We start from the raw sequence: 22,994 nt of genomic DNA on the forward strand, positions 1-22,994 counted from the left end.
ATTAAGTCCTCTGTGTCATGTTTGAAGGGTGATTCAAATGCATGCAGGCGGTGGCAAAATCGGCGCGACTGCAAAATGCTAGGCTGGCTAGTTTGTTGCTAAGCTGGATGTCTCCTTGATAGACAAAACCTGCTTTGCGATTGAGCGCATGGATTTTTTGGTTCTGCACATCGGGCTCGACCACGATGCGTTGAATAGAAGGCTGCTGAAACAGGAACTCCAGGATCAGTTCCAGCAGGGCCTGAGTGAAGCCGTGCACAGGTTTTTCTGCCGGGCCGACAAAAAAATGCATGCCCCGGTCGCCAGCTTGTACCGGATAGTGTTGTCCTAGCTCGTCATGTGCCGGCGCGTAGCTTTCCATCAAAAAACTCAGCTCGTCTTTGACGATGCCAACGTAAGCATTGGCATGTCCGCTCGTTTGCAACTGGCGATAAAAGCTGTGGACCTGATCTGGACTTTGCCCTTGCATACCCCAAAAACGTGCGTAGCCGAGGTTGAACCAACGATGCAGCACCGGTATGTCTTGCGCTTGCAGCAGGCGTATCTGCAGAGACCCCAGGCGGGCGTGCTGCTTTTCAAAAAGAATGCTTGGTTTCATGCAGTCACCGCTTTCTTAAAGGAGACATGACATAGCAAGGGGTAACTCATCACGGACAGGACAAATCCAATAGCGGCCAGCAAGAAAGGTGCAGAAAGCCCCTGACTTGCCACCAGTGAGCCGGCAGTAAATGACGATCCAATCACGCCGAGGTTTTGAAACAGATTAATCAGGCTGTAGTCTTTGGCGTAGTCGTCTGGCCTACTTCGCTGGAATAGCAGTACATCCAGATGGACAGTGACCTGAAACATTGCCCAGCCGAACAGGCAGCGCCCCAGCACGACAGCGACAGGCTGCGGCCAGGCTTGTAACAGCAGTCCGAGCACCCCCAGAATGAGGCAGGGAACCGGGCGATTGAGGAGGAAGTGGCTGCGGCTGGCAGCATGATTGCTCCACAGTGCCAGCAGTGCCATGCCAGCTGGAATGGCAAACGCCAGACCCGATACCGTTGTGTTATCAATGCCAGAGGCAAGTTGCCAGTGCTCTGCAAAGAAAGGGCGAACCAGATAGGCGCTGAAATAGAACAGCATCATCGCTATTCCTAACAGATACAGGGGACGGCGACCGCGAGAGCTCGCACCATGGCCAATCACATGCACCTCGCCGGTTTTTTGCGCGACCTTGCCGCTGCCGAGCAAGTAGATGCAGATCAACGTCTGGATGGCATCACCGGCTGCCATGAACAAGAACACGTCTTCAACTGACCAGCGATCCAGTACAACACCCCCGATGATGGCGCCGAAAATGCCACCAAAGTGGATCACGATGGAAAGCAGGCTAGCCATGAAGACATGTCGCTCTGGCTTTTGCATGCGCATCATGAAGGGATAAATCAAGAGATAACTGCCTTTGAAAGCAATCATGCACAGCGAGACCAGCCAAAACATCGCAAGTGACTCAATGTGCATGCAGTACAAACACAGCAGGCCGGCTGCGATCTGAGTGATCACCAGCAATTTAATGACCGCCAGTTTGCGTGCGACTCTTGCCCAGACGGGCAGTGCCAGGATCACGGTGGCACTCATTGCCGCCAGATATGCGCCGACATGCTCGGGGCTTTCCATCCCAAAGCGTTGCGCGAAGAACTGGGGGTAAAACGGAATGAGCATGGTGTCGCTGATGACAGCGACGACCGTCATCGATAGTAAGAAAAAGGCTGTATTCATGCAGCTTTAGCCTCTTCTGGGATGACTTCGCTACCCAGCGGCAGTACAAATTCCTGAAAGGCAATGCGCTGCTCAATGGCGTAATGTTCGACACCGGTGATTTCGCGCAGGATAGTGGCATTGCGATAACAGGCCATGCCCAAATCAGGTGTGCTCAGACCGTGGCTGTATAAGCCTACGTTCTGGACAAATACTTCCCTGGCGGCAAAATCGACACTGTAATTACGTGCTACATCTAGTCTTTTTTTCTCATCCCATCGCAGACGCGATCGGATTGGCGACAGAAACTCAGGTAGCTGGTAGTGATAACCGGTCGCCAGTACGAGTGCTTCGCTCTGATGTTGGTAGTTCTGACCGGATTCAGTCTGGTGCAGCACCATGTCGTAACGATGCGTTACTTCGTCGTAATGGCAAAAACGCAGGTCGGCGTTGGTGAGCAAACGTGTGGGTATATCGCCGTTCAGTCGTTTGTTGTAGAGCAGATCAAAAATGTCGTTGATCAATCTGAGGTTGATGCCTTTATACAGGCCTTGCTGTTGCCGGATCAACTGGTCGCGTTTAGTGGCAGGAAGAGCGTGGAAATAATCGATATAATCAGGCGAGGTCATTTCCAGCGTCAGCTTGCTGTATTCCAGCGGATAGAAACGTGGCGAGCGCGTCAGCCAATGGAGCTGATAACCGCATCGGTCAATATCTTGCAGCAGGTCATAGTAAATTTCTGCTGCACTTTGACCACTGCCAATAATGGTGATGGAGCGCTTGCGTTGCAGGCTCGATTTGTCGCGCAGGTAACTGGCAGCATGTCGTGCACGCACACCTAAGTGGCGGCAGCATTCTGGAATAAACGGGCTGGTGCCGGTACCAAGCACCAGCTTACGCGCACGGTAAGTGCAAATCTGACCACTACCAAGGTCGTGGCTATGCACCAGGTATAGCGCTTCTGCTTCATCGTACTCCACACGTTCTACGCGGTTTCCTAAGCGAACATTAGACAGCTGTGCAAGTGCCCACTGGCAGTAGGAATTGTACTCATTGCGCATCAGGAAAAAGTTTTCCTTGATATAGAAAGAGTAGAGCCGACCCTGCGTTTTAGCGTAATTGAGAAAACTGAAAGGGCTGGTGGGGTCAGCCAGTGTGACCAGGTCCGCCATGAATGGTGTTTGCAAGGTGGCGTTAGGCAGCATCATCCCCGCGTGCCATTCAAACTGCGCCACCTGATCCAGAAATAGTGCGTTGACGTCGGTTAAGGGCTCCGTGAGGCAAGCCAGACTGAGATTGAATGGGCCTAGACCAATGGCGATGAAATCATAAGTTTTCAGCTGCATGAGACTTTTTCTCCAGGATGATTGAGGCAAAAGTTCAATGAGGTAAATCCCCAATTTTTATTGGCATAAAAAATTCATTACCTCCTTGTGCGAGGTGACTGAATTGAACGAGTCGAACGTGCTGAGCAGGTTGCAGACCGATGGCTTGAGGTCAGGCAAGTACTGCGTTATGCGATTGCGCGTTACCTGAAAGTCCTGGGGGATGGTTTTGGCGGGGAAAGCAAACCGTTGCCTGTGGATCGTCGCAGGTTGTGGCCGTCTGGGTGGGGGTCAAGGACCTTCCTGGAGTAGCTCTGTTGTAGCTTTGATTGTCACAAGAAGAATTGCTGTCTATAAGACTGGCGCTATTTCTGTCTGATTTCTCATGTGACAAGCTCTACAATAATTCAAATACAAATGATAATCAATATCATTTCGAATAAAATACAATTCTGCTGCGATTAAATTCGACAGTTGCCGGTAGTTGTCAGGAGTGAGCTCTTTGCAGATTCGGCGCCAAGCGGAACGCAATGCCATTGCATCGACCCGGCGATGTCACGCGCTGCTTATCCTATCCAACACACGTAGCTGGCTTGCCCAACCCTGGTAATGGCAAGTGCGCAGGCCTGTTCAGTGCGATAGCAGATGGGCTTATTTAAGTTCTTAGGACTTACGCAAAAGGTCGCTCACCTTGTTGCATCGCCTTGTCGTGCAGGCGCACTGTCTGCGGCTCTGTGCCTGGCCAGTCCACCTGTGTCAGGATAGTTGCCGCGTCATCTGATTTGTCATCATCAGGTGTCCAGTTCGAAACCGGCCGTCGCGCCAGAATTTAGTAGTAAATCAAAGGGTTATGCGCTTCGGCTGGTAGCCCTTTTTTCTTTTCTCCCTTCTGCGAACCACTCCCGTGACGCCTTGCTGCGCCGCGCAATGACGTCCAGCGCGTTTAGGCGCACTATGGGTGCTTACTGGCGAAGAAGAACTTTCCGATGTCTGGCTTGCCTACCTGGGGAAATATCATGTCCGCACACACTTACAAGCTCATCGAACTGGTGGGAACATCGACCGAGAGCAGCGATCAGGCGATACGCGATGCCATTGCCAAGGCGGCGCTCACGGTCAAGCATATGGACTGGTACGAAGTGCTTGAGTCACGCGGCCATATCGTCGATGGCAAGGTGGCGCACTTCCAGGTCACGCTGAAGGTCGGCTTCCGGCTCGAATAGCGTACTGCTGCGCATTCACCCCCGCCCGGCCACGGCCCGGCTCTCCAGCCACTCCCGGCCGCCGGCCTCCAGCGCGGCTTGAATCACCTTTTCCGGCAAGCTGTACACGGTCGCCCAGCTGGCGCGGCCATCTTGCGTATTCGCGGGGAAACTGTGCGTCTCGATGGGCCAGTGGTATTTGCGTTTCAGCGCCTTGACGATGGCGGCCAGGGAGACGCGGCCTTGCAGCGGTTCGGCGCCGGACTGGTCGCGGTTCGACAGCAGCACGGCCAGGACCTGGCCGCGACCCGTGCGTGCGCCGGGGAAGGTGGGGGTTTTGTTTGCCATGGCCTATTTTACCGGGCAATGATCGGACCAGATGCGATGTGCCGCACCTTTGATATTGCGCAAGCGGCGCAGCGGCTTTACTGCCAGGATGGCTATTTCGCAAAGCGTGCCGGCGCGCATCGGCTGCGCTTGCGCAAGCAATTCGGGTGGCCACCTGAGCTATCACCGCGGCACCTGAGGCCGGCCAGCGTCGCCCGCCAGGCGGCGTCGGCCTTTCTTACACCAGGCCCTATGCAGCCCGGTCCGCTTTGCGCAAGTACTTGATTCAAATTGCTTTTTTTGTGTGGCATGCAAGCTGCTTATCTGTGTCTACGAGATGAATCCAGGCAAGTCATTCTGGCTTCCTGGTCCCCCGGGATTTTTCAAGACTGACCACGATAAGAGGCTGCGATGAACGTCAATCACACACAAAGCAAGACCCTGGCCTGGCTGGGCGCGCTGGCGGCGGCAAGCCTGCTGGCCAGCGGCCAGGCGCAGGCCGGCGCCTACGGCCTGGCCGTCAACGAATTGAACAATTTCCGCATCACCACCAGTACCGGTAGCCTGTCGCTGGCTGGCGCCAACCGCAATGCCAGCGACAGCGCTTTCTTTGAGGGCGGCGTCGCCGTCAATCCGCGCGCCGTCAATACGGGTCCTGCCGCCAACGCCGACGTACTGCAAGTATGTTCGGGCGGCGGCTGCAGCGGCTTGCCGCAAAATAATTACGCTCCCAGCCCCAGTTCCACGCTGGAGTTCGCGCGCGGCGACGCGCATGCCTTCGGCAACATGCTCAATGGCGGCGCCACCGTGCAAGCCGTGGCGGAAGCACAGCGCAACACCGTTGGCGCCGCCACGGCCACGGCCGGCGACACGCTCACCGGTTCCGTCAACCTGACCCTGTCGAGCGCCGGCTTCATCACCTTCAGCTTCTTGGGACGGCGCGATTTGCGCACCAGCGTGACAACCATGGGCGACAAGTCGAGCGTGTCGATCATGGATATCTTCAATATCTCGTGCAATACCTCCAGCCCCGTCGGCTGCCTGTCAAAGGCAAACGCCGATGGCGTAATCTTCCAGTTTGCGCCCGACGGCAACCCGAACAATGGCAGCGACATCAACGGCAACCATGGCGCCGGCAGCCTGGACCCGTTCAGCCTGAACATGACGGCCGGCACGAATGACCCCGCTACCGGGCGCGCCTTCACGAATGGCTTTGCGCAGTTTTCCCTGACGTCGAATTTTGCCCTGCCCGCCGGCAGCTATACCCTGAATTTCTCCAAGTCCACGCGCACCGATATCGTCGTCATCGATCCATTGGCCGTGCCGGAACCAAGCACCCTGTTCCTGCTGGGCCTGGGACTGGGCGCCCTGGCCTTCGCGCGCCGCCGCCAGCCGCAATAGACACTGGCGAAGGCGTGTTAGCCGAGCCGCGCCAGCGCCTGGCGCGCCAACTGCAATTGCTGCAGATAATAGCGGTGCAGCATGGCTGGGTCGCTCAGGTCATGGCCGAGGATCAGGCGCAGCTCGCTGGCACGGCAGTCGGCGGCCTGGGTCTGCACCTGCGTCCCCAACTGGCGGGCCAACTGGCGCGCCACCTGTTCCTGCGCGGGCCGGTATTCGACGCGCGTGCGCGCTACCTGGAAGCTGGTTTCATTGGCCAGGCGCACCACCTGCACGGGCGCGCCGGCCAGGCTGCGCGCCAGCGCGGCGGCCATGCCCGGCACGCCGTTGCCATTCACGATTTCCAGGCGTGGAAGCGGTGCGCCAGCCGCCGCCACGGGCCGCTCAAGCGCGGCGACGGGCGCGCTGCGCGCCGCCGCCACGCGCCGCAGCTGGGCCATGCCCTCGCTCTGCGTGATCTCCACGCGCGCCATGGCCGGCGTCTCCTGCACCGGCGCAGGCGCGGCTGCGGACGCCAGTTGCGGCGGCGCCGCCGCGCGCAACAAGGCCAGGTCGCGCCGCAGGTCGTGTTCCTGCAAGCTGGCCGCCTGGCGCCGCATGAGGGCGGCGCGCTCGTGCTGTCCCAGGCGTTCGAGCACCTGCGCCAGGTGCTGCCAGGCCAGCGCATTGAGCGGATCGAGCAGACACGCCTGTTCCAGCGCAGTCAACGCTTGCACTTCGCGCCCGTCCAGAGAATAAGCATGGCCGAGATTGCTGAACAGATAGGCCTGTTGCGGCCGCGCCATGCCCGCCTCCTGCGTCAGCGCCTGCCACCGGGCTATGGCAACTGCGTATTCGCCGCGCTGCGCATGCAGCACGGCCAGGCCGTTGCGCGCGTTCACGTGGCGCGGTGCATGGCGCAGCGCCTGCTCATACGCCGCTTGCGCGGCAGGCAGGTCGCCCCGCTCAAAATGCTGGCGTCCCGCCGCATAGGCGGCATCGGCGTCAGGCCACGCGGGCACCGGTGCATGGGCCAGCTGCGTGGTACAGGCGGCCAGGCCCAGGCAGGTGCAGGCGGCGGCAAGGCGGGAGAGCGTCAAGCGCATGGTGACTCCTTTCAGCGGCTGGCCATGGCCGGCACGAGCACGCGATAGACTTCGATCACGGCCGGCCCCATGAGCACCAGCATCAGGGTGGGGAAGACACAGAAAATCAGCGGGAACAGCAGTTTCAGGGCGATCTTCGCCGCCGCTTCCTCGGCCAGCAGGCTGCGCTTGCTGCGCAGGTTTTCCGAATGCACGCGCAGCGAATCGCCCATGCTGGTGCCGAAGCGTTCCGACTGGATCAGCATGGCAACGAGGGTATCGACGTCTTCCACACCGCTGCGCAGGGCCAGGTTGCGCAGCGCCTTTTCCTTGGAAAAGCCGGCGCGCATTTCCATCAGCACCAGCTGCAATTCCTGCGCCAGCACCACGCTTTTGATGTGGATTTCGCCCGACACCTTCACCAGCGCGCGCTCCAGGCTCAGTCCCGCTTCCACGCACACGGTCAGCAAGTCGAGCGCATCGGGGATGTTTTCGAAGATGTCGCGCTGGCGCCGCTTGGCCGTGCTGGCCAGCACCAGGTTCGGCAGGTAGTAGCCGATGGTGGCGCTGACGCACAGCAGCAACAGCAGTACGCTGCGCAGCTGCGCCGCCATGGCGCTGGCTGCATACAGGCCCAGCACGATAGGAAACAGCAGGGCCAGCACGGTTTTCGCCGCAAAGTACAGGGCAGGCGCGCTCGCTTGCCGCCAGCCCGCGTTCATGAAGCGCGTGCGCAGCGGCGAGCGTTCCCAGCCCTCTTCCGGCAGCGACAGCTTGCTGAACGGCTGCGCCACGCGCGCCACGCGCTCCACCCAGCCATGCTCGGCCACCGCGTCGCTGGCGGCCGGCGCCATGGCGCCAAACAGGCGCTGGCGCAAGGTGCCTGGAAAGAAGATCAGCCACGCCAGCAGGGCCAGCGCCACCACCACGACGAAGACGATCACGAGAAACAGCAGTTGGGGACCGCTCATGCCACCTCCTGTTTTAGATGCGGATACGTATCACATTGCGCATCCAGACGACACCCAGCGCCACCATGCCGGCCGCATACCACAGCAGTTTGATACCGCTGGGATCGGTCCACAGCAGGCGGATGTATTGCGGATTGACCAGCGCCATGACGCCGATCATCACCGCCGGCATGAGTCCCAGCACCCAGGCCGACATGCGCCCCTCGGCCGACAGCACGCGCACCTGCCCCAGCAACTTCAAGCGGGCACGGATGATACGCGCGATGCTGACCAGCACTTCAGCCAGGTTCCCCCCCGATTCGCGCTGCACCAGTACGGCGATGACGAGGTAACGCAAGTCCGTCAGCGGAATGCGCGCGGCCAGGTTTTGCAGCGCCTCGTTCATCGGCACGCCGTAATTGATTTCTTCATGCGCCATCTTGAATTCGCCGCTGATCGGCTCATTGAGTTCATCGCCCACCATCTGCAGCACATTCGAGAACGAGTGCCCGGCGCGCAGCGCGCGGGCCAGGAAATCGGCCGCTTCCGGCAATTGCGCCTCGATCTTTTTCAGCCGCGCCGCGCGCGCGCGCAGCACGACCATGCACGGCCCGCCACCCGCCACGCCCAGCAGCAGCATGGCGCCCGGCAGCGGCAGCGGCCAGATGGCCAGCCACAGCAGCGCCGCCAGCAGCAGGGTGCCCGCGCCACCCAGGAATTGCGCCACCGACCAGGACAAGCCCGATTGCAGCAGCACGTGGTCGAGCTGCGCCGCCTGCGGCACGCGTCGCAGCAAACGCTCCAGGCCGGGCGCACGCGCATAGCGACGCTGCTTGAGGATGGACACCCGCTCGCCGCCCGCCTCGCCGCGCGCGGCCATCAGCCGCAAGCGCCGCTGGATGCGCCGCGCCGCACCGCCATGCGTGCCCGACCACCACAGCCAGGCACCTTCCACCATCAGGATGCAGGCGGCGAACAGCAGCACGGCAAAGCCGTAGAACACCAGGTCCATGATCCTCTCCCTTACTCATAAATTCGATCCGGGTCGAACACGCTATCGGGCACGGGCGCGCCAAACATGCGCAAGCGTTCCGTGAAACGGGGCCGCACGCCCGTGGCGCAGAAGTGGCCCTGCACCTTGCCCTCGGCATCCACGCCCGTCTGCTCGAAGCGGAAGATTTCATGCATGGCGATGATGTCGCCTTCCATGCCCGTCACTTCCTGCAGGCTGACCAGCTTGCGCGCGCCGTCCGTCAGGCGCGAGACCTGCATCACCACCGTCACGGCCGAGCAGATCTGCTGGCGCGTGGCGCGCGGCGTCAGGTTCACGCTGGCCATGCCGACCATGTTTTCCAGCCGCGCCAGCGCGTCGCGCGCCGTGTTCGAGTGGATGGTCGCCAGCGACCCTTCATGGCCCGTGTTCATCGCTTGCAGCATGTCGAGCGCCTCGGCGCCGCGCACCTCGCCCAGGATGATGCGGTCGGGCCGCATGCGCAGCGCATTGCGCACCAGCGCGCGCTGGCTCACCTCGCCCTTGCCCTCGATATTCGGCGGACGCGTTTCCAGGCGCACCACGTGCGGCTGGCGCAGCGCCAGTTCGGCCGCATCCTCGATGGTGACGATGCGCTCGCTGCCGGGAATGAAGCCGGACAGCACGTTGAGCAGGGTCGTCTTGCCGCTGCCCGTGCCACCGGAAATCAGGATATTGACCTTGGCCTGCCCCAGCGCCTGCAGCACCTGCACCATGGGCGGCGTCAGGCTCTTGTAGTCGAGCAGGTTGGCGATCGTCAAAGGCTGCACGGCAAAGCGCCGGATCGACAGGATAGGCCCGTCGACGGCCAGCGGCGGAATGATGGCATTCACGCGCGAACCGTCCGGCAGGCGCGCATCGACCATCGGGCTCGATTCGTCGACGCGCCGCCCCACGCGCGAGACAATCTTTTCGATGATTTTCATCAGGTGTGCATTGTCGTGGAAGGTCACCTCCGTCAGTTGCAGGCGCCCGCCCCGCTCCACATACACCTTGTCGCAGGTATTGACGAGGATATCGGACACGCTGGCATCGGCCAGCAAGGGCTCCAGCGGACCAAAGCCCAGCATCTCGTGCTGGATGTCGAGCACCAGGCTATGCCGCTCATGCTGGTTCAGCACGATGCGCTCTTCCTCGATCACGCGCTGCACCAGCAGCGCCAGCTCATGCTTGAACTGCTCCGCCGTCAGGCGTTTCAGGCGCTCCAGGTCGATACGGTCGAGTATCGTCTGGTGCATGGTTTTTTTCAGCTCCTGGTAGGCGTGCAGCGCCAGCGCGCCTTGTCCATTGCTGGCGGGGCGCAGCGTTTCATTCGCCGCCAGGCGTTCGCGTAAAGTCATCTTGGCTCCCATGATGGCCCCCGGCGGGAGCCTTGACATCTCTCCCTGTCCTAGGCCTCGCTGCGGCTGAACAGCCGGTCAAACAGGCCTCGACTTTCCGTCACGCGGCGCGCCGTCACCAGTTCCACCAGCTCGGCCAGGCTGCGCGCCACGGCGCTGGTGCGCGACAGCTGCAGCAGCGCGATGCCCTGGTTGACGGAATCGGTGGCGGCGATGTAATCGTTGGGCACCGTGTGCACCACTTCTGCGCCCAGCGCCTGCTCCAGGTCCGCCAGGCGCAGCCGTCCGCCCTTTTCATAACGGTTGACGATCAGGCGCAGGCGCTCGCCCGGATAGCCGAGCGAACGGAAAATGTCGAGCAGGCGGCGCCCGTCGCGGATGTCGGGCAAGGCCAGCTGCAGCACCGGATAGATGGCATCGGCGTTGTCGAGCGCGCGCAGCGACAGCGCATCGATCTGGCGCCCCACGTCGAGCACGATGTAGTCGTAGTGCTGGCGCGCCACGGCCAGGATGCGGTCCATGTGCTCGGGCTGCATGTCGACCTTGTGTGCGGGGTCGTCGGCCGCCGCCAGCACGCCGAAGTTCGGCGTCACGTGCACCAGGCACGAGGCGAGAAAGGCACCATCCATGCGCGCGATCTGCGCGCAGATGTCGGACAGGGTCATGGCCGGCTTCTGGTCCGAGACATACAGGGTGGCGTCGCCGAACTGGCCGTGCAAGTCGATCAGCAGCACCTTGCAGCCGGCCAGGCTTGCCAGTGCATAGGAAAAATTCGTCGACAAGAAGGTGGCGCCGCTGCCGCCCTTGCACGAGATGAAAGCGAGGACCTTGCCGTCGCGCATCTGCGTCACGCCGGCCTGGATATCGACCCTATCCATCGCTTCATGGAAGGCCTTGTGCACCAGCGGCAGTTGCAGCACTTCGCGCATGCCGGCACGCATGGCGCGGATCAGCACATCCTGCTGCTGGCCGCGCGTGAGCAGCATCAGCACGGCCAGCGGATACTGGCGCGCCAGCCGCTCCAGCAAGTCCGCCTCCTCAGCGTCAAGGCCGCTGGCGTCGACGATCACCAGTTCGGGTGCTTCGGGCAGCATGCGCTCGACGGCTTCACGCAAGCCGCTGCGCCGCTCCAGCAGGCGCAGCACCGGCATGCGCGCCGCGCCCTGTGCCGCGATTTCATCGTGCAAGCTGGCGTCGCGGGTAATCATCAAGGCTTTCATCACCGCTCCTTCATTCAAAACAATACATTCGGCTGCGCCGGGCGATGGGCGCTCATGGACAAAAACCAGGATTGTCCGGATAGCCCAGCGACTCTGCCACCGCCATGGTGGACCCGCTGGGCAAACGCACGGCCCCTGCGCCAGCGGGAAACATCACCCCCAGCAGCGGCAGCACGGGCCGGTACGGCACGCGCTCGCAGCGCGCGCCATCGGCGGGCACGCACAGGCGCGCGCGCACGAAGCGGATGCAACTGGCGCCATGCGGATCGTCCAGGCAATTGATGCGGTTGCGTTGCGGACAGCCTGGCATCACCGTCACCGGCACTGCCGCCAGCGCGGCGCCGCCAGCGGCCTGCGACAGATAGTCGATGCGCACATATGCATCGCTGATGCCGCCACCGAGCGGCAGGCCCCCCGGAGTGGCGCGCAGCACGGCTTGCGTGCGCACGGCCTGCAAGGCGCCGGCATGGCTGAAATCGGTGACGGCGGCGGCGCGCGCCGCGCGCCGCGTGATCTCATGCACCATGTTCCACACGTACACGGCGCGCGCCACTTCCAGCATGGCAAACAGGAAGAGGAAGAACAGCAGCGCCAGCATGGCGAACTCGACAGCGAAGACGCCGCCCTGGCGCTGCCGCCGCTGCCGGATATACAGGTTAGTTGACATAGCGCAATGTCGCATTCGCACGCAGCGGGATCGGCGCCAGCTGCGGCAGCCACTTGCGCGTCAGCTCGGGCAGGATATCGACGGGCATGTCCACGGACACCTTGATGCGTACCTGCAGCGGCGCCGTCGGGTAGTTGCCGCAGCTGTAAAAGTCATCGTTATAGATGCAATCCACGTTGACTTTCCCGCTGCTCATGCCTGGCCAGGATTCCAACATCGCCTGCCGCACCATCTGCCGGGCAAACACGACACCCTGTTCCGCCGCATCGGCATTGGCCATCTGCGGCAGCGGCATGGTCGCCAGGTAGCGCGCCGCATCGTGCGTACTTTTTTGCAGAGCCGTGTACACCAGCAGCGCGCGGCCGAACAGCAGCACGAAGGGCAGCAGTCCCATGAAGAACAGCAGGATCAGCGCCAGCTCGATGGCGGCGACACCGCCCTGGCGACGTGGCGCGCGGCGAAGCGGCTTCATTGCAGCAACTCCGCTGGGCCGATCAGCGTACCCTCGGCCACCAGACCCGCAAATTCGGCGCTCAGCACGCCATTGCTGGCCGGCGCCGTCATCATGAAGCGGCCGATGCCGCGCACCTGGGCCAGCACGTCAATACCGGCCGGCACGGGGCAAGCCAGCAGCGGAATATGCAGCAAACGCCGCTGCGCCACACCCGTGTTGCCGGTCGGCGCCGTCTGGTAAGCCAGCGTCTGGTATGGTGGCGTGGCAGGATAGCCGGACCTGGCAGCCGGCGCGGCCGGAGCAGCGGGATACAGCCTGGGCCAGTCGCTGGTGGCAAACGGCAGATAGCCGCCGGGTGGCTTCACGCTGCTGTACCTGGCCGCCCTGCTAAACGACCACAGCGGCCCGTAACTGCCGAGCGTGGGCGGCGTCGCGTTCGATTCCGGGTCGGCCACGGACAGCAGCGGATTGCCGGTGCTCAGGGCGCTGGGCGCATCGGGCGTATTCGTCATCCACCAGTTAGTCGCCGTATTCGGATACGCGCGGATGTTCGTGTCCGGCGGCGCCGTGACGGGATGGCAGCCGCTGCCCGTATGCAGGTTGAAACGCGCATTGAAGGCGGGCCACAGCGCGGCAGGAAAGGGCCGGTGCACATGCACCGACGCACTGCCGATGCGCGGATACAGCACCGTGCCGCTGCAGACAAACGGCAGCACGCTCGACTCACTGACCTGCAGCGACGATCCCAGCATGCCAGGCCGGCCCAGCGGATTGAGCACGAAATGTTCGGCCGCCGGGCCATGCGGATTCAGCTTCAACAAGTTATACGCCACGCCGCGGCGAAAGCCATATTCCAGCAACTCCACGGCCGGCAGCAATGCCGCATTCGTGCGCGGGCTGGCGGCACTGCCCGACAGCGCGCAAATGGCCAGCGGGGTCAGAGACAGGCTGGACCGCCCTGCCACCGCGCGCGCGCCCGTGTCCAGCGTGCGCAGCGCCGGCGACCAGGCACCCAGGAACGCCGTCGCCACCCGACCCAGCGACGGGTCATTGGCCTGCGTATCGACGCGCACGAACAGTGCCGTGGCAGGATCGGGCACGGCGCCCGCCGCATGCCACTCGCTGGCGGGCGCGTCGGGTGCGCTGGCGAAGCGGATGCTGGCATCCGACAGGACGGCGCCCTCCATGCGGCGCCGCCATGCGCTCCTGTCGGCCGCACTGCTCTTGGCTTTTTCCACGGCAGTGAGCAGACCCTCGGGCGTGCCGACCAGTTCCGCAGCCGCCGCCAGCGCAGCGTTGTCAGCCAGATTCTGCAGTTCCGTCTTGCGGCCGATGACTTGCCCCACGTCCAATGCCAGGCCGATAAAGCCCAGCACCACGACGAGCAGGATGGAAAAGGCGATCAGCATCGCCCCGCGCTGGCCCTGGCGTCTATTTGCCACTACCGCCTCCGAGCATGAATTGCACCGGCTGCGGCGCCTGGGCATGCGATTCCGCAAACGAGGCGCGGTAGCGCTGCATGACGGCCTGCGCGCTGGGACCATCGAGGCCGTCGGCCGGCGTGTGATTGCCCGCACTGGCCGGAGCGCGCACCTGCTGCGCCATGGCCAGGCGCACGGCGTCGCCGAAGCGCAAGTCCAGTTGCGGTGTGCTGCTGGACGCGCAGGCGGCCAGCAGCAAGGCCAGGGCCAGCGCTGCCAGGCGCCGCAGCGACATCAAAAGCGAGTTCGGCATGGCACGTCTCCCCGTCTCATTTCAGCTCGAAACCGTTGGCCGCGCGCAGCGGCGGCAAGGGCGGCGGCGCCGGCGTTCCTTCCATCTTGCCGCCCAACATCAAGTCCGTGCGCGAAGGCGGCGCCAGCTTGGCCGTCGGCAGCACGACGTCGGCAGGCAAAGGTTTCACCAGGTGCGCGGTAATGACGAACAGCAACTCCGTGCGGTCGTGCTGGAAATCCGTGCTGCGAAACAGCGCGCCCAGGATGGGCACTTCACTGAGCCAGGGCACGCCCGTGATGTTGCTCACCTGGTTGTTCTTGATCAAGCCGCCGATGGCATAGCTCTGGCCGTCATACAGCTGCACCGTGGTCGAGGCGCGCCGCGTGGTGATAACGGGCAAAATAGAGCGTCCGCTGGCGCCGGCGGCGGAAATACCCACGCCCTCGCGCGACAGTTCCGACACTTCGGGCGCCACCTTCAGATTGATGCGCCCGCCCGACAGCACGGTGGGGGTAAAACGCAGGCCGACGCCATACTCGCGCTCTTCCAGGGTGATCTTGTTGTTATCCTGGCCGACGGGAATGAAGAGCTTGCCACCGGCCAAAAAACTGCCCTCTTGACCGCTGATCGCCATCACTGTCGGCTCGGCCAGGATGCGCACCAGGCCATCCTGTTTCTGCGCCTCGATGGTCAGCTGCTGGCCATTCGACTTGCGCACGTCGAGCACGCCGTTGGACGTGCCACTGAGGAAATTCGACAGCAAGGTGGTGGCCCAGCTGCCGGACGCGAAGCGCAGAGTGGCGCCCACTTCCAGCCGTTCCAGCAGGGACTTCGACACTTCGGCGATCTGCACGGCCAGCATCACTTGCTGCGGCGCGCCGACGTCGAGCATGTTGATGATGCGGCTGTTTGCACCGCCAGCGGGCGCCGCAGCGGCCACCGGCGTGGCGGCGCCATCGGCGGGCCTGGGCAGCACCAGCGGCACGGTGGCGCGGCGCACGTAGGCGTGCGCCAGCTCGACGGCGCGCAGCACGGCGCCCGCATCCTGTACCGTGCCCGACAGCACCATCGTGTCGGCCACGGCCGTCACGCGGATGGTTTTTTCTTCCGGCATGAGTGCCGCCAGGGTCGTTTGCAAGCCGACCGGGTCCATGCTGACGCTGACGTTGACCACGCTGCACACGCCGCTGCGTCCCTGGATGAGCATATTCGTGCTGCCCACATCGACACCGACCACATATAAAGTGTCGGGCGCCACCAGCATGGCTTGCACCACGGCCGGATTACCGACGCTGCGCTGCTGTACCGCTTCAGGCAGGCGCAGCATGCTCGACTTGCCCACCTGTAGCTGCAAGTTGCCGGGTGTAGCCGCTTCCCCGCCGCAGCGCGGGCCAGGATCGGCCGCCGCAGCGGCAAGCGGCGAGAGCAGGCAGCACAGTATCAGCAGGGCGCGGTTCATGAGCGTGTCCATGGTTGAGCAAGGCAACAAGCCTAAAAGCATTCGCGCGATTGGCGCGTCCCGTCGATGACACCGCTGCACTGGCGCGGCGACTCCAGCGGCGCCTTCGCCACGCGCACAGGACGCGGCGCCACGGCCAGCACGGGCGCGGCAGCAGGAACGGGGTCCGCTTCGTGCGGTCCGCCCAGCAGGGTCAGCTTGGTCGCGCCCGCCGTCACGCCCGGCTGCGGGTCGACCTGGTTGCGCAGCACCAGCGACAGGCTGCCCACGCTGCGCGCCAGGTCCAGGTTTTCCGCCTGTTCCGGCGTCACTTCCAGCGTCACCGCATTGACCACGCGTGGCTTGGTCTCGTCGCGTCCCACTTCCTGCGCCACGGCCAGCACCAGGATGCGTTCGAGCACGATCTTGGAAATGTTGCGGCTGTGCGGAAACGCGCGGTCGCCGGCATCCTGCTGGGTACTCACGATGATGTCGACATAGTTGCCCGGCAAGGCGAAGCCGGCCACGCCGATCACGTCATTGACGCGCACGGTAATGGCGCGCCGTCCTTCCGTGATCAGGGCCGACAGGCCGCCCAGGGTGCCGACGGGGGCCAGCTTGGCTTCGCTCAGCGGCTCGCCGCGCAGCACGCTGGTTTTCAGCACCCGTCCCGCCAGTGTCGCCGGGTCTTGCAGCGCGCCCTGCGGCAAGCTTTCCGCCGGCCACTCGGCCAGGCGCAGCATCTCGGGCGCCAGGCGCTGACCCAGGTTGACATCGCTGGCGGCGACGACGATCTTGCCCTTGACGGCCGGCGTCTGGCGCAGCAGCCAGTGCGAGGCCAGCAGCACGGCCAGCAGGCCCAGCACCACGGCAAGACCCATCATCAGGAGGGCGCGCCGGTTTTTCATGCGATGCGCTCGCACAGGCTGGCAGCCGGCATGTCGCAACTGGCAAACAGGCTGCTCCAGGCCTGTTCCAGGGCGCCCACCGTCAAGCGCGCTTCGCTGCCGGCAAAGCCGGCGAAGTCGCCTATGCGCGCCAGCAATTCCTGCGGATAGCTGGCCAGCAAGGGCCGTCCCTGCGCGCCATGCAGGTGCAACACATGGTTCAGGGTCAGCTCATCGATGGCCATGCCGGCCAGCCGGCATTGCTGGCGGAACAGGGCGCGATAGGCGCTCTCGGCCAGCGGTCCCACCTGCACCTTGTAACCGATGCGGCGCAGCAAGGCGGCGTCAAACAGCTCGCCCGGCGGCACATTCGTGGCCAGGACGAGAGCGTTGTCGCACGGCACGCTGATCTGCACGCCACCGGGCAGACCCAGCTGATCGCTGCCGCGCGCCAGCGGCTGCATCAGCCGCGTCAGCAGTTCTTGCGCGCCCAGGCGCTGGCGGCCCAGGTCGTCGATGATCAGCATGCCGTTATTCGCCCGCACATGGGGCGGCGCCTGGTAGCAGCCGCCGCTGGCGTCATGGCGCAGCTCCAGCATGCCGGCGTCGAGTTCGGCGCCCACGTGGATCACGGGACGCTGGCACAGTACCCAGCGGATGTCCGTGCTGCGCCGCTCCAGCGCCTGGCGCGCATGGCTGACATGCTGCGGCGCCGGCGGCAGGTGCTGGGCCGGATCGTACAACTGGATGATGTCGTGGCCGACGACGATGGCGTAGGGCACGGCCACCAGCCCGTGCAGCAATTGACCCAATTGCAGCGCCAGGGTCGACTTGCCGCTGCCGGGCGGACCGTACAGCAGCAGCGAGCGCCCCGAATGCAGGGCCGCGCCCACCACGTCGAGCATGCCCGGCCCCGCATGCGCGCCGCCCAGCACGGCGGCCAGGTCGTCGCTGCCGACGCGCTGCTCCTGCGCCAGCCACGACTGACGCGCCACCATGGCGCGGTACGCATCCAGCGTGACGGGGGCGGCGCCGACATACGCGCAGCGCCCGAGGAAGGTGCTGGCGCGCTGCTTGCCAGCGCCCGTCAGCTGGTACTGCACGTCGATATCGGATTCGCCGCGCCAGGCCACTTCGGCCATCTGCTCGGCCACCATGAAATCGAGCACTTCCCGCAAAACATTGAGCGACAGGCGCAAGCGCGTCGTCAGTGCGGACAGGTGCGTCTTGCCGCCCACAAACATCAGCTTGGCGATCAGTTCGACCACCAGCGGTCGCTCCAGGCCCGTTTCGCGCAAGCTCTTCGGCTGCGGCGGCAAGGGCGGCATCAGGTTCGCAGCGGCGGGGCGCGGCGCGCTCTCGGTGCTGAGGGAATAGTCGACCTCGGTCATGCTGTGTCTCCAAGCCGGTTAAGACTGCATTCAACAGAATTCATTCTAGCCAGCGCGGACTGGCGCCCATTGATCAAGAGCAATGAATAACAATCAGAAATAATGCCGCCCTTGCACCACCAGGCAACCGAGGGCGATGGCCAGTCCATATGGCATGTTGCCCACGCTGGCACCGCTGCCCAGTGCGTTTGGCACCAGGGCAATACCGGCCATGCGCGCGATGATCGGCCACAGCAGCTGGCGCAGATTGCCCAGGCAGGCGCGCCACTTTCCCTGGTACGTAATCATCAGCACGGCCATCAGCCCGCCCAGGACAAACGTCGCGAAACAGATCTGCAGCACGGGCCAGGGCCCGGCAAAGGCGCCCACCATGGCGATCAGCTTGACGTCGCCGGCAGCCATGCCGCGCAGCACGTACAAGGGCAGGAATAGAAAAAAGCCCGTCGCCATGCCGCCCAGCCATAGCGGCAGCACGCTTTGCGGCCACAGCCACAGCTGCAGCGCCAGGGCGGCGAGGATGCCGGACAACACCACAGCATTGGGTATCTTGCGGCGCATCAAATCACTGACGGCGGCCCCCGTCACAAAGCACAGCAACAGCAGGTCGCACAAGGCAGTTGCAGGCATGGCATACCTCCTGAAGAAAAACCCGCCACCGGCCGGCCGATGGCGGGCACCCGCTTAGGGCGTCAACACCAGGTTCGACGAAATGTCGGTGAGGACGGCCAGCAAGTTGGTCTTGATCAGCAAGAATCCGGCAGTGATGGCGGTAGCCATCAAGGCCGCAATCAGGCCGTATTCGATTGCCGTAATGCCATCCTCATCCTTGACAAACTGCTGTACTGCCGACAGGAAGGTATGCATGACAAGCTCCCAAAAGTGAATCACAAGTCCCTGGCGCAATCGGGTGTGAAACATTGCCCATTCCTGCTAATATGTTTCCTGCCGTAAATTTCTGCGCCATTGCCTAGACTATAAAGCGTCCACTTTTTGGCAAATTGACGCGCCACAAGTTTCCATATGGAAATTATCAAACCCTGTTGATATGACGGTTGACGCAAACAAATGTTGCGATCAGGATTGAAATCCTTCGTCAGGGCAAGTTTTTTGCAATGTAGTGCATGAATCTCATGTATTTACATGAAATATTGCATACCTTAATTGCCTATTAGGCAAAAAGACATTATCCTGCTTAGCTCTTCTTTGGAAAGGCCTCTCGCCCGGCGGTACAGAGCGTCATGCCACCAAATAAATCTTGGCTTCTTGTAGACGGACGCGAACATGCTCTTGCTTGATGCAATGCTGGTATGACGACACTTGTGTGACTACTTTCCAGAGATTGACAATGGATTCCCTACTGAAACACATGGTGGACATGACCGGGCACCGCGACCACACGATGCTCGACATCTCCGTGATCTCGGCGGTCCAGGAACTCGCTGCCGCGTCGCAGACCCGTGTGCTGGCCCTGACCACCGTGCGCGGCCAGGTGTTCGTGCGGTCGCGGGCCATCATCGTGGCGGGCAGCGTGGCCCGCATGGAAGACAATCCCGACCCGTCGCTGCCGGGCGAACCGCTGTCGCATTATCCGGCGCTGGCCGCCTGCATCGCGCGCCATGAAGCGAGCGCCGATACCCTGTGCGCCGACGGCCGCCATCTGCTGTGGCTGCCCATCTGGATCGGCGACCAGGTCACCACCTGCCTGGAAATCACCAACCCCACGCCGTACACGGGCGCCACCATCCAGGTGATCGGCGGCATCGTCAGCGTGTACCGCAATTTCCAGAACCTGCTCGACTACAGCGAACGCGATTCGCTCACCGGCTTGTTGAATCGCAAGACCTTCGACGACCAGCTGGCAAAAATCCTGCATAGCCGCGGCGAACCGGAAGCAGAGAAGCCGCGTCCCGTCGATGAAGAACGGCGTCACCATACGGACACGGAACGGCAATGGCTGGCCGTGATCGACGTCGATCATTTCAAATTGGTCAACGATAAATTTGGCCACCTGTATGGCGATGAAGTGCTGATCCTGATCGCCAACCAGCTGCAATCGTCATTCCGCGCGCAAGACCGTATCTTCCGCTTCGGCGGCGAGGAATTCGTCGTGCTGCTGCGCTCGATCACCCTGGAAAATGCGCAGAAAATCATCGACCGCTTCCGCACCAATGTCGCAGCACACGACTTCCCGCAAGTGGGCAGAGTGACCGTCAGCGTCGGCTTCGTCAGCATCAACGCCTACGAGGCGCCCGTCATCATCCTGGGCCGTGCAGACCAGGCCTTGTATTACGCCAAGAGCCATGGCCGCAACCTGGCTTGCCATTACGACGAGTTGGTAGCGAAAGGTTTATTAACGACCATCGCCTCCAATGACACTGCGGAATTTTTCTAGGCATCCGCCAGGGAAAGAAAGCGCATGGGATCAACCTGCCACTTGGCAGCGGACTCATGGCCGACGATCTTGTCGGCGCCGCCAAAACCAAAGCCGCGCGACAGGTCAACCGTCTCGGGCTTGATGTAAGTCTTGCTCTTCGTACTGAAAAACACATTCACCTTCGGCGCCAGCAGATTGCTTTCGTGCGCCTCGACGACAACGGCCAAGCGGCCCGATTCCAGCATCACCATGGTGCCGACCGGATAGATGCCCACGCAGCGCATGAAGTCCTGCGCGAATACGGGGTTGAAATGAAATTTGCTCCACTCATAAATCTTGCGCAGCGCTTCGGCGGCGGCGATGCCCTTGTGATAGCTGCGGTCGGACGTCAGCGCATCGTACACATCGACGATGGCGGCCATCTGCGCCAGCTCGCTGATGGCGTCACCGGCCAGTTGGTCCGGGTAGCCGCTGCCGTCGCGCCGTTCGTGGTGGTGCAAGGCGATGTCGAGGGGAATCGCGCCCACCTCGGGCGACTGGCGCAGGATGTCATAGCCGTCGCGCGGATGGCGCTTGATCATGGCAAATTCTTCCGGCGTCAAAGGGCCGGGCTTGTTCAGCACGCTGTCGGGCACCAGGGCCTTGCCCGTGTCGTGCAGCAAGCCACCGAGGCCGGCCTGGTGCGTGATGGCCCCATCGACGCCGCGCGAGCGGCAAAATGCCACCAGCAGCGCGCACACGCTGACGGAATGCAAGAAGGTGTAATCATCCTTGCTCTTGATGCGCAACAAGCCGACGAGGGCGCCGGGATTGCGCAGGATCGATTCGGTAATATCTTGCACGGTGTGCTGCACGCGGTCGATTTCGACAGCCTTGCCCAGGCGCACATCGGCCATCACCGTGCGCACCAGGCTCACCGCCTGCCGGCGCACCTGCGTGGCGCGGGCCAGTTCCATGCCCAGCGACACGCGCGTGACCACCTGCGGCGGGGTGGCGATCTGCACCAGCTCGCGCTCGGTGGCGGCGCGCGCCTGCGCCACGGTGGGCGCATCCTGCACATCGAGGCCCTTGCCGCTGTCGATCACCACGTCGTGGATGCCGGCCTGCACGATCTTGCGGATTTCATCATCGCTGCGCAACAGGAAACGGTTGCGCACGAATGGATGGGTCATCCAGTCGCAGCTGAGGTCGTGGATGTACATGCCCACTTTTAATTGAGACGAATCAACTTTCTTGAGCATGCTGTCATCCCACAAGTACACGGCTGGAGCACCGAAGGCGCTAGAATGAGTATAACAAAATTGTTATTCTGCCGGTCGCGTTCGGCGCCGCGGCGCAACAGCCTGTTTTTTCCGATCACCGCACCGCGTCTGGGACCCATGGAACTGCGCCAACTACGCTACTTTGTTGCCATCGTCGACCACGGCTCGCTGTCGCGCGCGGCCCTGATCCTGCACGTGGCGCAGCCGGCCCTGACGCAGCAGTTGCGCCAACTGGAAGAGGAACTGGGCGTGCAGCTGCTGCACCGCTCGGCCCAGGGCGTGCTCAGCACGGATGCGGGCAAGGTGTTTTACGAACATGCGCAGGCGATCCTGAAACAGGTGGCCGACGCCCGCTCGGCGGTCACGCAAAGCGCCACGCGGCCGTCCGGCAATGTCACCCTGGGCTTGCCACACAGTATCTCCGGCGCACTGGCCCTGCCCTTGCTGCTGGCCGCGCGCGAACGCTATCCCGAAATCACCCTGCAACTGACGGAAGAAATCACGGGCAATCTGAACGAACAATTGAAATCGGGCCGCATCAACCTGGCCGTGCTGTTCGACGATGGCCAGCTGACACCCTTTGCCTGCATCCCCCTGGTGGAAGAAGAGATGCGTTTTATCTGCCGCAGCGATTCGCCGTTCGCGCCCGCCGGCCACGCCATGTCGTTCCAGCAAGCCTTGAGCGCCACCCTGATCCTGCCGGGCCTGCAGCATGGCGTGCGCCCGCGCATCGACAGCCGCGCGCGCGAACTGGGCCTGGAGACGGTGAACGTGATCGAGATCAACTCGATCGCCATCCTGAAATCGGCCATCCTGGCCGGCATGGGCGCCACCATCCTGCCGGCCGCGCCCCTGCTGGCCGAACTCGACAGCGGCGCCATGCGCAGCTACGCCATCCACAGCCCCGTCCTGTCGCGCACGGTGGCCCTGTGCGCGTCAAAAAACATTCCCCTGACGAATGCAGGCAATGCCGTGAAAAACCTCGTACTGCAAGTGGCCGCCGAACTGTGCGGCAGCGGGCGCTGGGCGGGGGCGAACGTGCTCTCGCCCATGACATAAGTATTTCTTATACCCCCATCTCCAAAGCGTATTTGCCCCTTCCTCCTGCGCGTTCTACACTGACCATATTAACTATTTTAAATTTAAACTAGTTATGTGCCGCCCACACGCGGCCATCCCGTCTGCACAGCGCGCGCCTTACCG

23 protein-coding genes are annotated in these 22,994 nt (G+C 62.7%); 4 read left to right on the plus strand and 19 right to left on the minus strand.

Annotated features, from left to right (window positions below):
- Position 1: 1 nt before the first annotated feature.
- Genes K0F85_RS25035 through K0F85_RS25045 form a run of 3 tightly spaced genes read right to left on the minus strand, consistent with a single transcriptional unit; the run spans position 2 to position 3,089 of the window.
- Positions 2–598, minus strand: a complete 597-nt coding sequence (locus tag K0F85_RS25035) for a GNAT family N-acetyltransferase (RefSeq protein ID WP_219118569.1) — start codon at positions 596–598, stop codon at positions 2–4.
- Complete coding sequence (locus K0F85_RS25040; RefSeq protein ID WP_219118570.1) at positions 595–1,764, minus strand: MFS transporter; 1,170 nt, start codon at positions 1,762–1,764, stop codon at positions 595–597. The genes K0F85_RS25035 and K0F85_RS25040 overlap by 4 nt, the downstream gene beginning before the upstream one ends.
- The gene (locus K0F85_RS25045; protein ID WP_219118571.1) at positions 1,761–3,089 is read right to left on the minus strand and encodes a lysine N(6)-hydroxylase/L-ornithine N(5)-oxygenase family protein; all 1,329 of its coding nucleotides are present in this window, start codon (positions 3,087–3,089) and stop codon (positions 1,761–1,763) included. The genes K0F85_RS25040 and K0F85_RS25045 overlap by 4 nt, the downstream gene beginning before the upstream one ends.
- A gap of 995 nt (positions 3,090–4,084) precedes the next feature.
- On the opposite strand from K0F85_RS25045, the gene K0F85_RS25050 reads away from it, so the two are divergent.
- Positions 4,085–4,291, plus strand: coding sequence for a dodecin (locus K0F85_RS25050; RefSeq protein ID WP_219118572.1), 207 nt, complete (start codon positions 4,085–4,087; stop codon positions 4,289–4,291).
- Between the two features lie 15 nt (positions 4,292–4,306).
- Here the strand turns inward: K0F85_RS25050 and K0F85_RS25055 are convergent, their stop codons facing one another.
- A complete protein-coding gene (locus K0F85_RS25055) occupies positions 4,307–4,618 on the minus strand; it encodes a hypothetical protein (protein ID WP_219118573.1) in 312 nt (103 codons plus the stop codon).
- A gap of 390 nt (positions 4,619–5,008) precedes the next feature.
- On the opposite strand from K0F85_RS25055, the gene K0F85_RS25060 reads away from it, so the two are divergent.
- On the plus strand, positions 5,009–5,998 hold the full coding sequence (locus K0F85_RS25060; RefSeq protein ID WP_219118574.1) for an EDSAP-1 family PEP-CTERM protein: 990 nt from the start codon (positions 5,009–5,011) through the stop codon (positions 5,996–5,998).
- 17 nt (positions 5,999–6,015) lie between these two features.
- Here K0F85_RS25060 and K0F85_RS25065 read toward each other — a convergent pair whose 3' ends face one another.
- From K0F85_RS25065 to K0F85_RS25130, 14 genes are all read right to left on the minus strand, one after another.
- Complete coding sequence (locus tag K0F85_RS25065; RefSeq protein ID WP_219118575.1) at positions 6,016–7,083, minus strand: LytR C-terminal domain-containing protein; 1,068 nt, start codon at positions 7,081–7,083, stop codon at positions 6,016–6,018.
- An 11-nt stretch (positions 7,084–7,094) separates the two neighbouring features.
- Entirely contained in the window at positions 7,095–8,033 is a 939-nt protein-coding gene (locus K0F85_RS25070) for a type II secretion system F family protein (protein ID WP_219118576.1), read from the minus strand.
- A gap of 13 nt (positions 8,034–8,046) precedes the next feature.
- The gene (locus tag K0F85_RS25075) at positions 8,047–9,024 is read right to left on the minus strand and encodes a type II secretion system F family protein (protein ID WP_219118577.1); all 978 of its coding nucleotides are present in this window, start codon (positions 9,022–9,024) and stop codon (positions 8,047–8,049) included.
- A gap of 11 nt (positions 9,025–9,035) precedes the next feature.
- On the minus strand, positions 9,036–10,382 hold the full coding sequence (locus K0F85_RS25080) for a CpaF family protein (protein ID WP_219118578.1): 1,347 nt from the start codon (positions 10,380–10,382) through the stop codon (positions 9,036–9,038).
- A 50-nt stretch (positions 10,383–10,432) separates the two neighbouring features.
- Complete coding sequence (locus K0F85_RS25085; RefSeq protein ID WP_219118579.1) at positions 10,433–11,602, minus strand: AAA family ATPase; 1,170 nt, start codon at positions 11,600–11,602, stop codon at positions 10,433–10,435.
- A gap of 52 nt (positions 11,603–11,654) precedes the next feature.
- Positions 11,655–12,269: a TadE/TadG family type IV pilus assembly protein gene (locus K0F85_RS25090; RefSeq protein WP_219118580.1), complete on the minus strand. Its 615-nt coding sequence runs from the start codon at positions 12,267–12,269 to the stop codon at positions 11,655–11,657.
- Positions 12,259–12,741 carry a TadE/TadG family type IV pilus assembly protein gene (locus K0F85_RS25095; protein WP_219118581.1) on the minus strand — a complete coding sequence of 161 codons (483 nt, stop codon included), beginning with the start codon at positions 12,739–12,741 and terminating at the stop codon, positions 12,259–12,261. The genes K0F85_RS25090 and K0F85_RS25095 overlap by 11 nt, the downstream gene beginning before the upstream one ends.
- Entirely contained in the window at positions 12,738–14,165 is a 1,428-nt protein-coding gene (locus K0F85_RS25100) for a pilus assembly protein TadG-related protein (protein ID WP_219118582.1), read from the minus strand. Before K0F85_RS25100 ends, K0F85_RS25095 begins: the two co-directional genes overlap by 4 nt.
- Entirely contained in the window at positions 14,155–14,457 is a 303-nt protein-coding gene (locus tag K0F85_RS25105; protein WP_219118583.1) for a hypothetical protein, read from the minus strand. The genes K0F85_RS25100 and K0F85_RS25105 overlap by 11 nt, the downstream gene beginning before the upstream one ends.
- Positions 14,458–14,473: 16 nt before the next feature.
- A complete protein-coding gene (locus K0F85_RS25110) occupies positions 14,474–15,898 on the minus strand; it encodes a type II and III secretion system protein family protein (RefSeq protein WP_219118584.1) in 1,425 nt (474 codons plus the stop codon).
- A gap of 32 nt (positions 15,899–15,930) precedes the next feature.
- Positions 15,931–16,785 carry a Flp pilus assembly protein CpaB gene (gene cpaB, locus K0F85_RS25115; protein WP_219118585.1) on the minus strand — a complete coding sequence of 285 codons (855 nt, stop codon included), beginning with the start codon at positions 16,783–16,785 and terminating at the stop codon, positions 15,931–15,933.
- Positions 16,782–18,155 carry an ATP-binding protein gene (locus K0F85_RS25120; RefSeq protein WP_219118586.1) on the minus strand — a complete coding sequence of 458 codons (1,374 nt, stop codon included), beginning with the start codon at positions 18,153–18,155 and terminating at the stop codon, positions 16,782–16,784. Before K0F85_RS25120 ends, cpaB begins: the two co-directional genes overlap by 4 nt.
- Before the next feature lie 93 nt (positions 18,156–18,248).
- Positions 18,249–18,782: a prepilin peptidase gene (locus K0F85_RS25125; protein WP_219118587.1), complete on the minus strand. Its 534-nt coding sequence runs from the start codon at positions 18,780–18,782 to the stop codon at positions 18,249–18,251.
- Between the two features lie 54 nt (positions 18,783–18,836).
- Positions 18,837–19,019, minus strand: coding sequence for a Flp family type IVb pilin (locus K0F85_RS25130; RefSeq protein ID WP_034752975.1), 183 nt, complete (start codon positions 19,017–19,019; stop codon positions 18,837–18,839).
- A 481-nt stretch (positions 19,020–19,500) separates the two neighbouring features.
- Between K0F85_RS25130 and K0F85_RS25135 the strand changes: the two genes are divergently transcribed.
- Positions 19,501–20,547, plus strand: a complete 1,047-nt coding sequence (locus tag K0F85_RS25135; RefSeq protein WP_219118588.1) for a GGDEF domain-containing protein — start codon at positions 19,501–19,503, stop codon at positions 20,545–20,547.
- Here the strand turns inward: K0F85_RS25135 and K0F85_RS25140 are convergent.
- Positions 20,544–21,770: an HD-GYP domain-containing protein gene (locus K0F85_RS25140; RefSeq protein ID WP_219118589.1), complete on the minus strand. Its 1,227-nt coding sequence runs from the start codon at positions 21,768–21,770 to the stop codon at positions 20,544–20,546. The genes K0F85_RS25135 and K0F85_RS25140 overlap by 4 nt on opposite strands.
- A gap of 138 nt (positions 21,771–21,908) precedes the next feature.
- Between K0F85_RS25140 and K0F85_RS25145 the strand changes: the two genes are divergently transcribed.
- Complete coding sequence (locus tag K0F85_RS25145) at positions 21,909–22,850, plus strand: LysR substrate-binding domain-containing protein (protein WP_219118590.1); 942 nt, start codon at positions 21,909–21,911, stop codon at positions 22,848–22,850.
- Positions 22,851–22,994: the final 144 nt, after the last annotated feature.

This window comes from Janthinobacterium sp. UMAB-56 (genome assembly GCF_900095265.1).
In the GTDB taxonomy this organism is placed as follows: Bacteria; Pseudomonadota; Gammaproteobacteria; order Burkholderiales; family Burkholderiaceae_D; genus Janthinobacterium.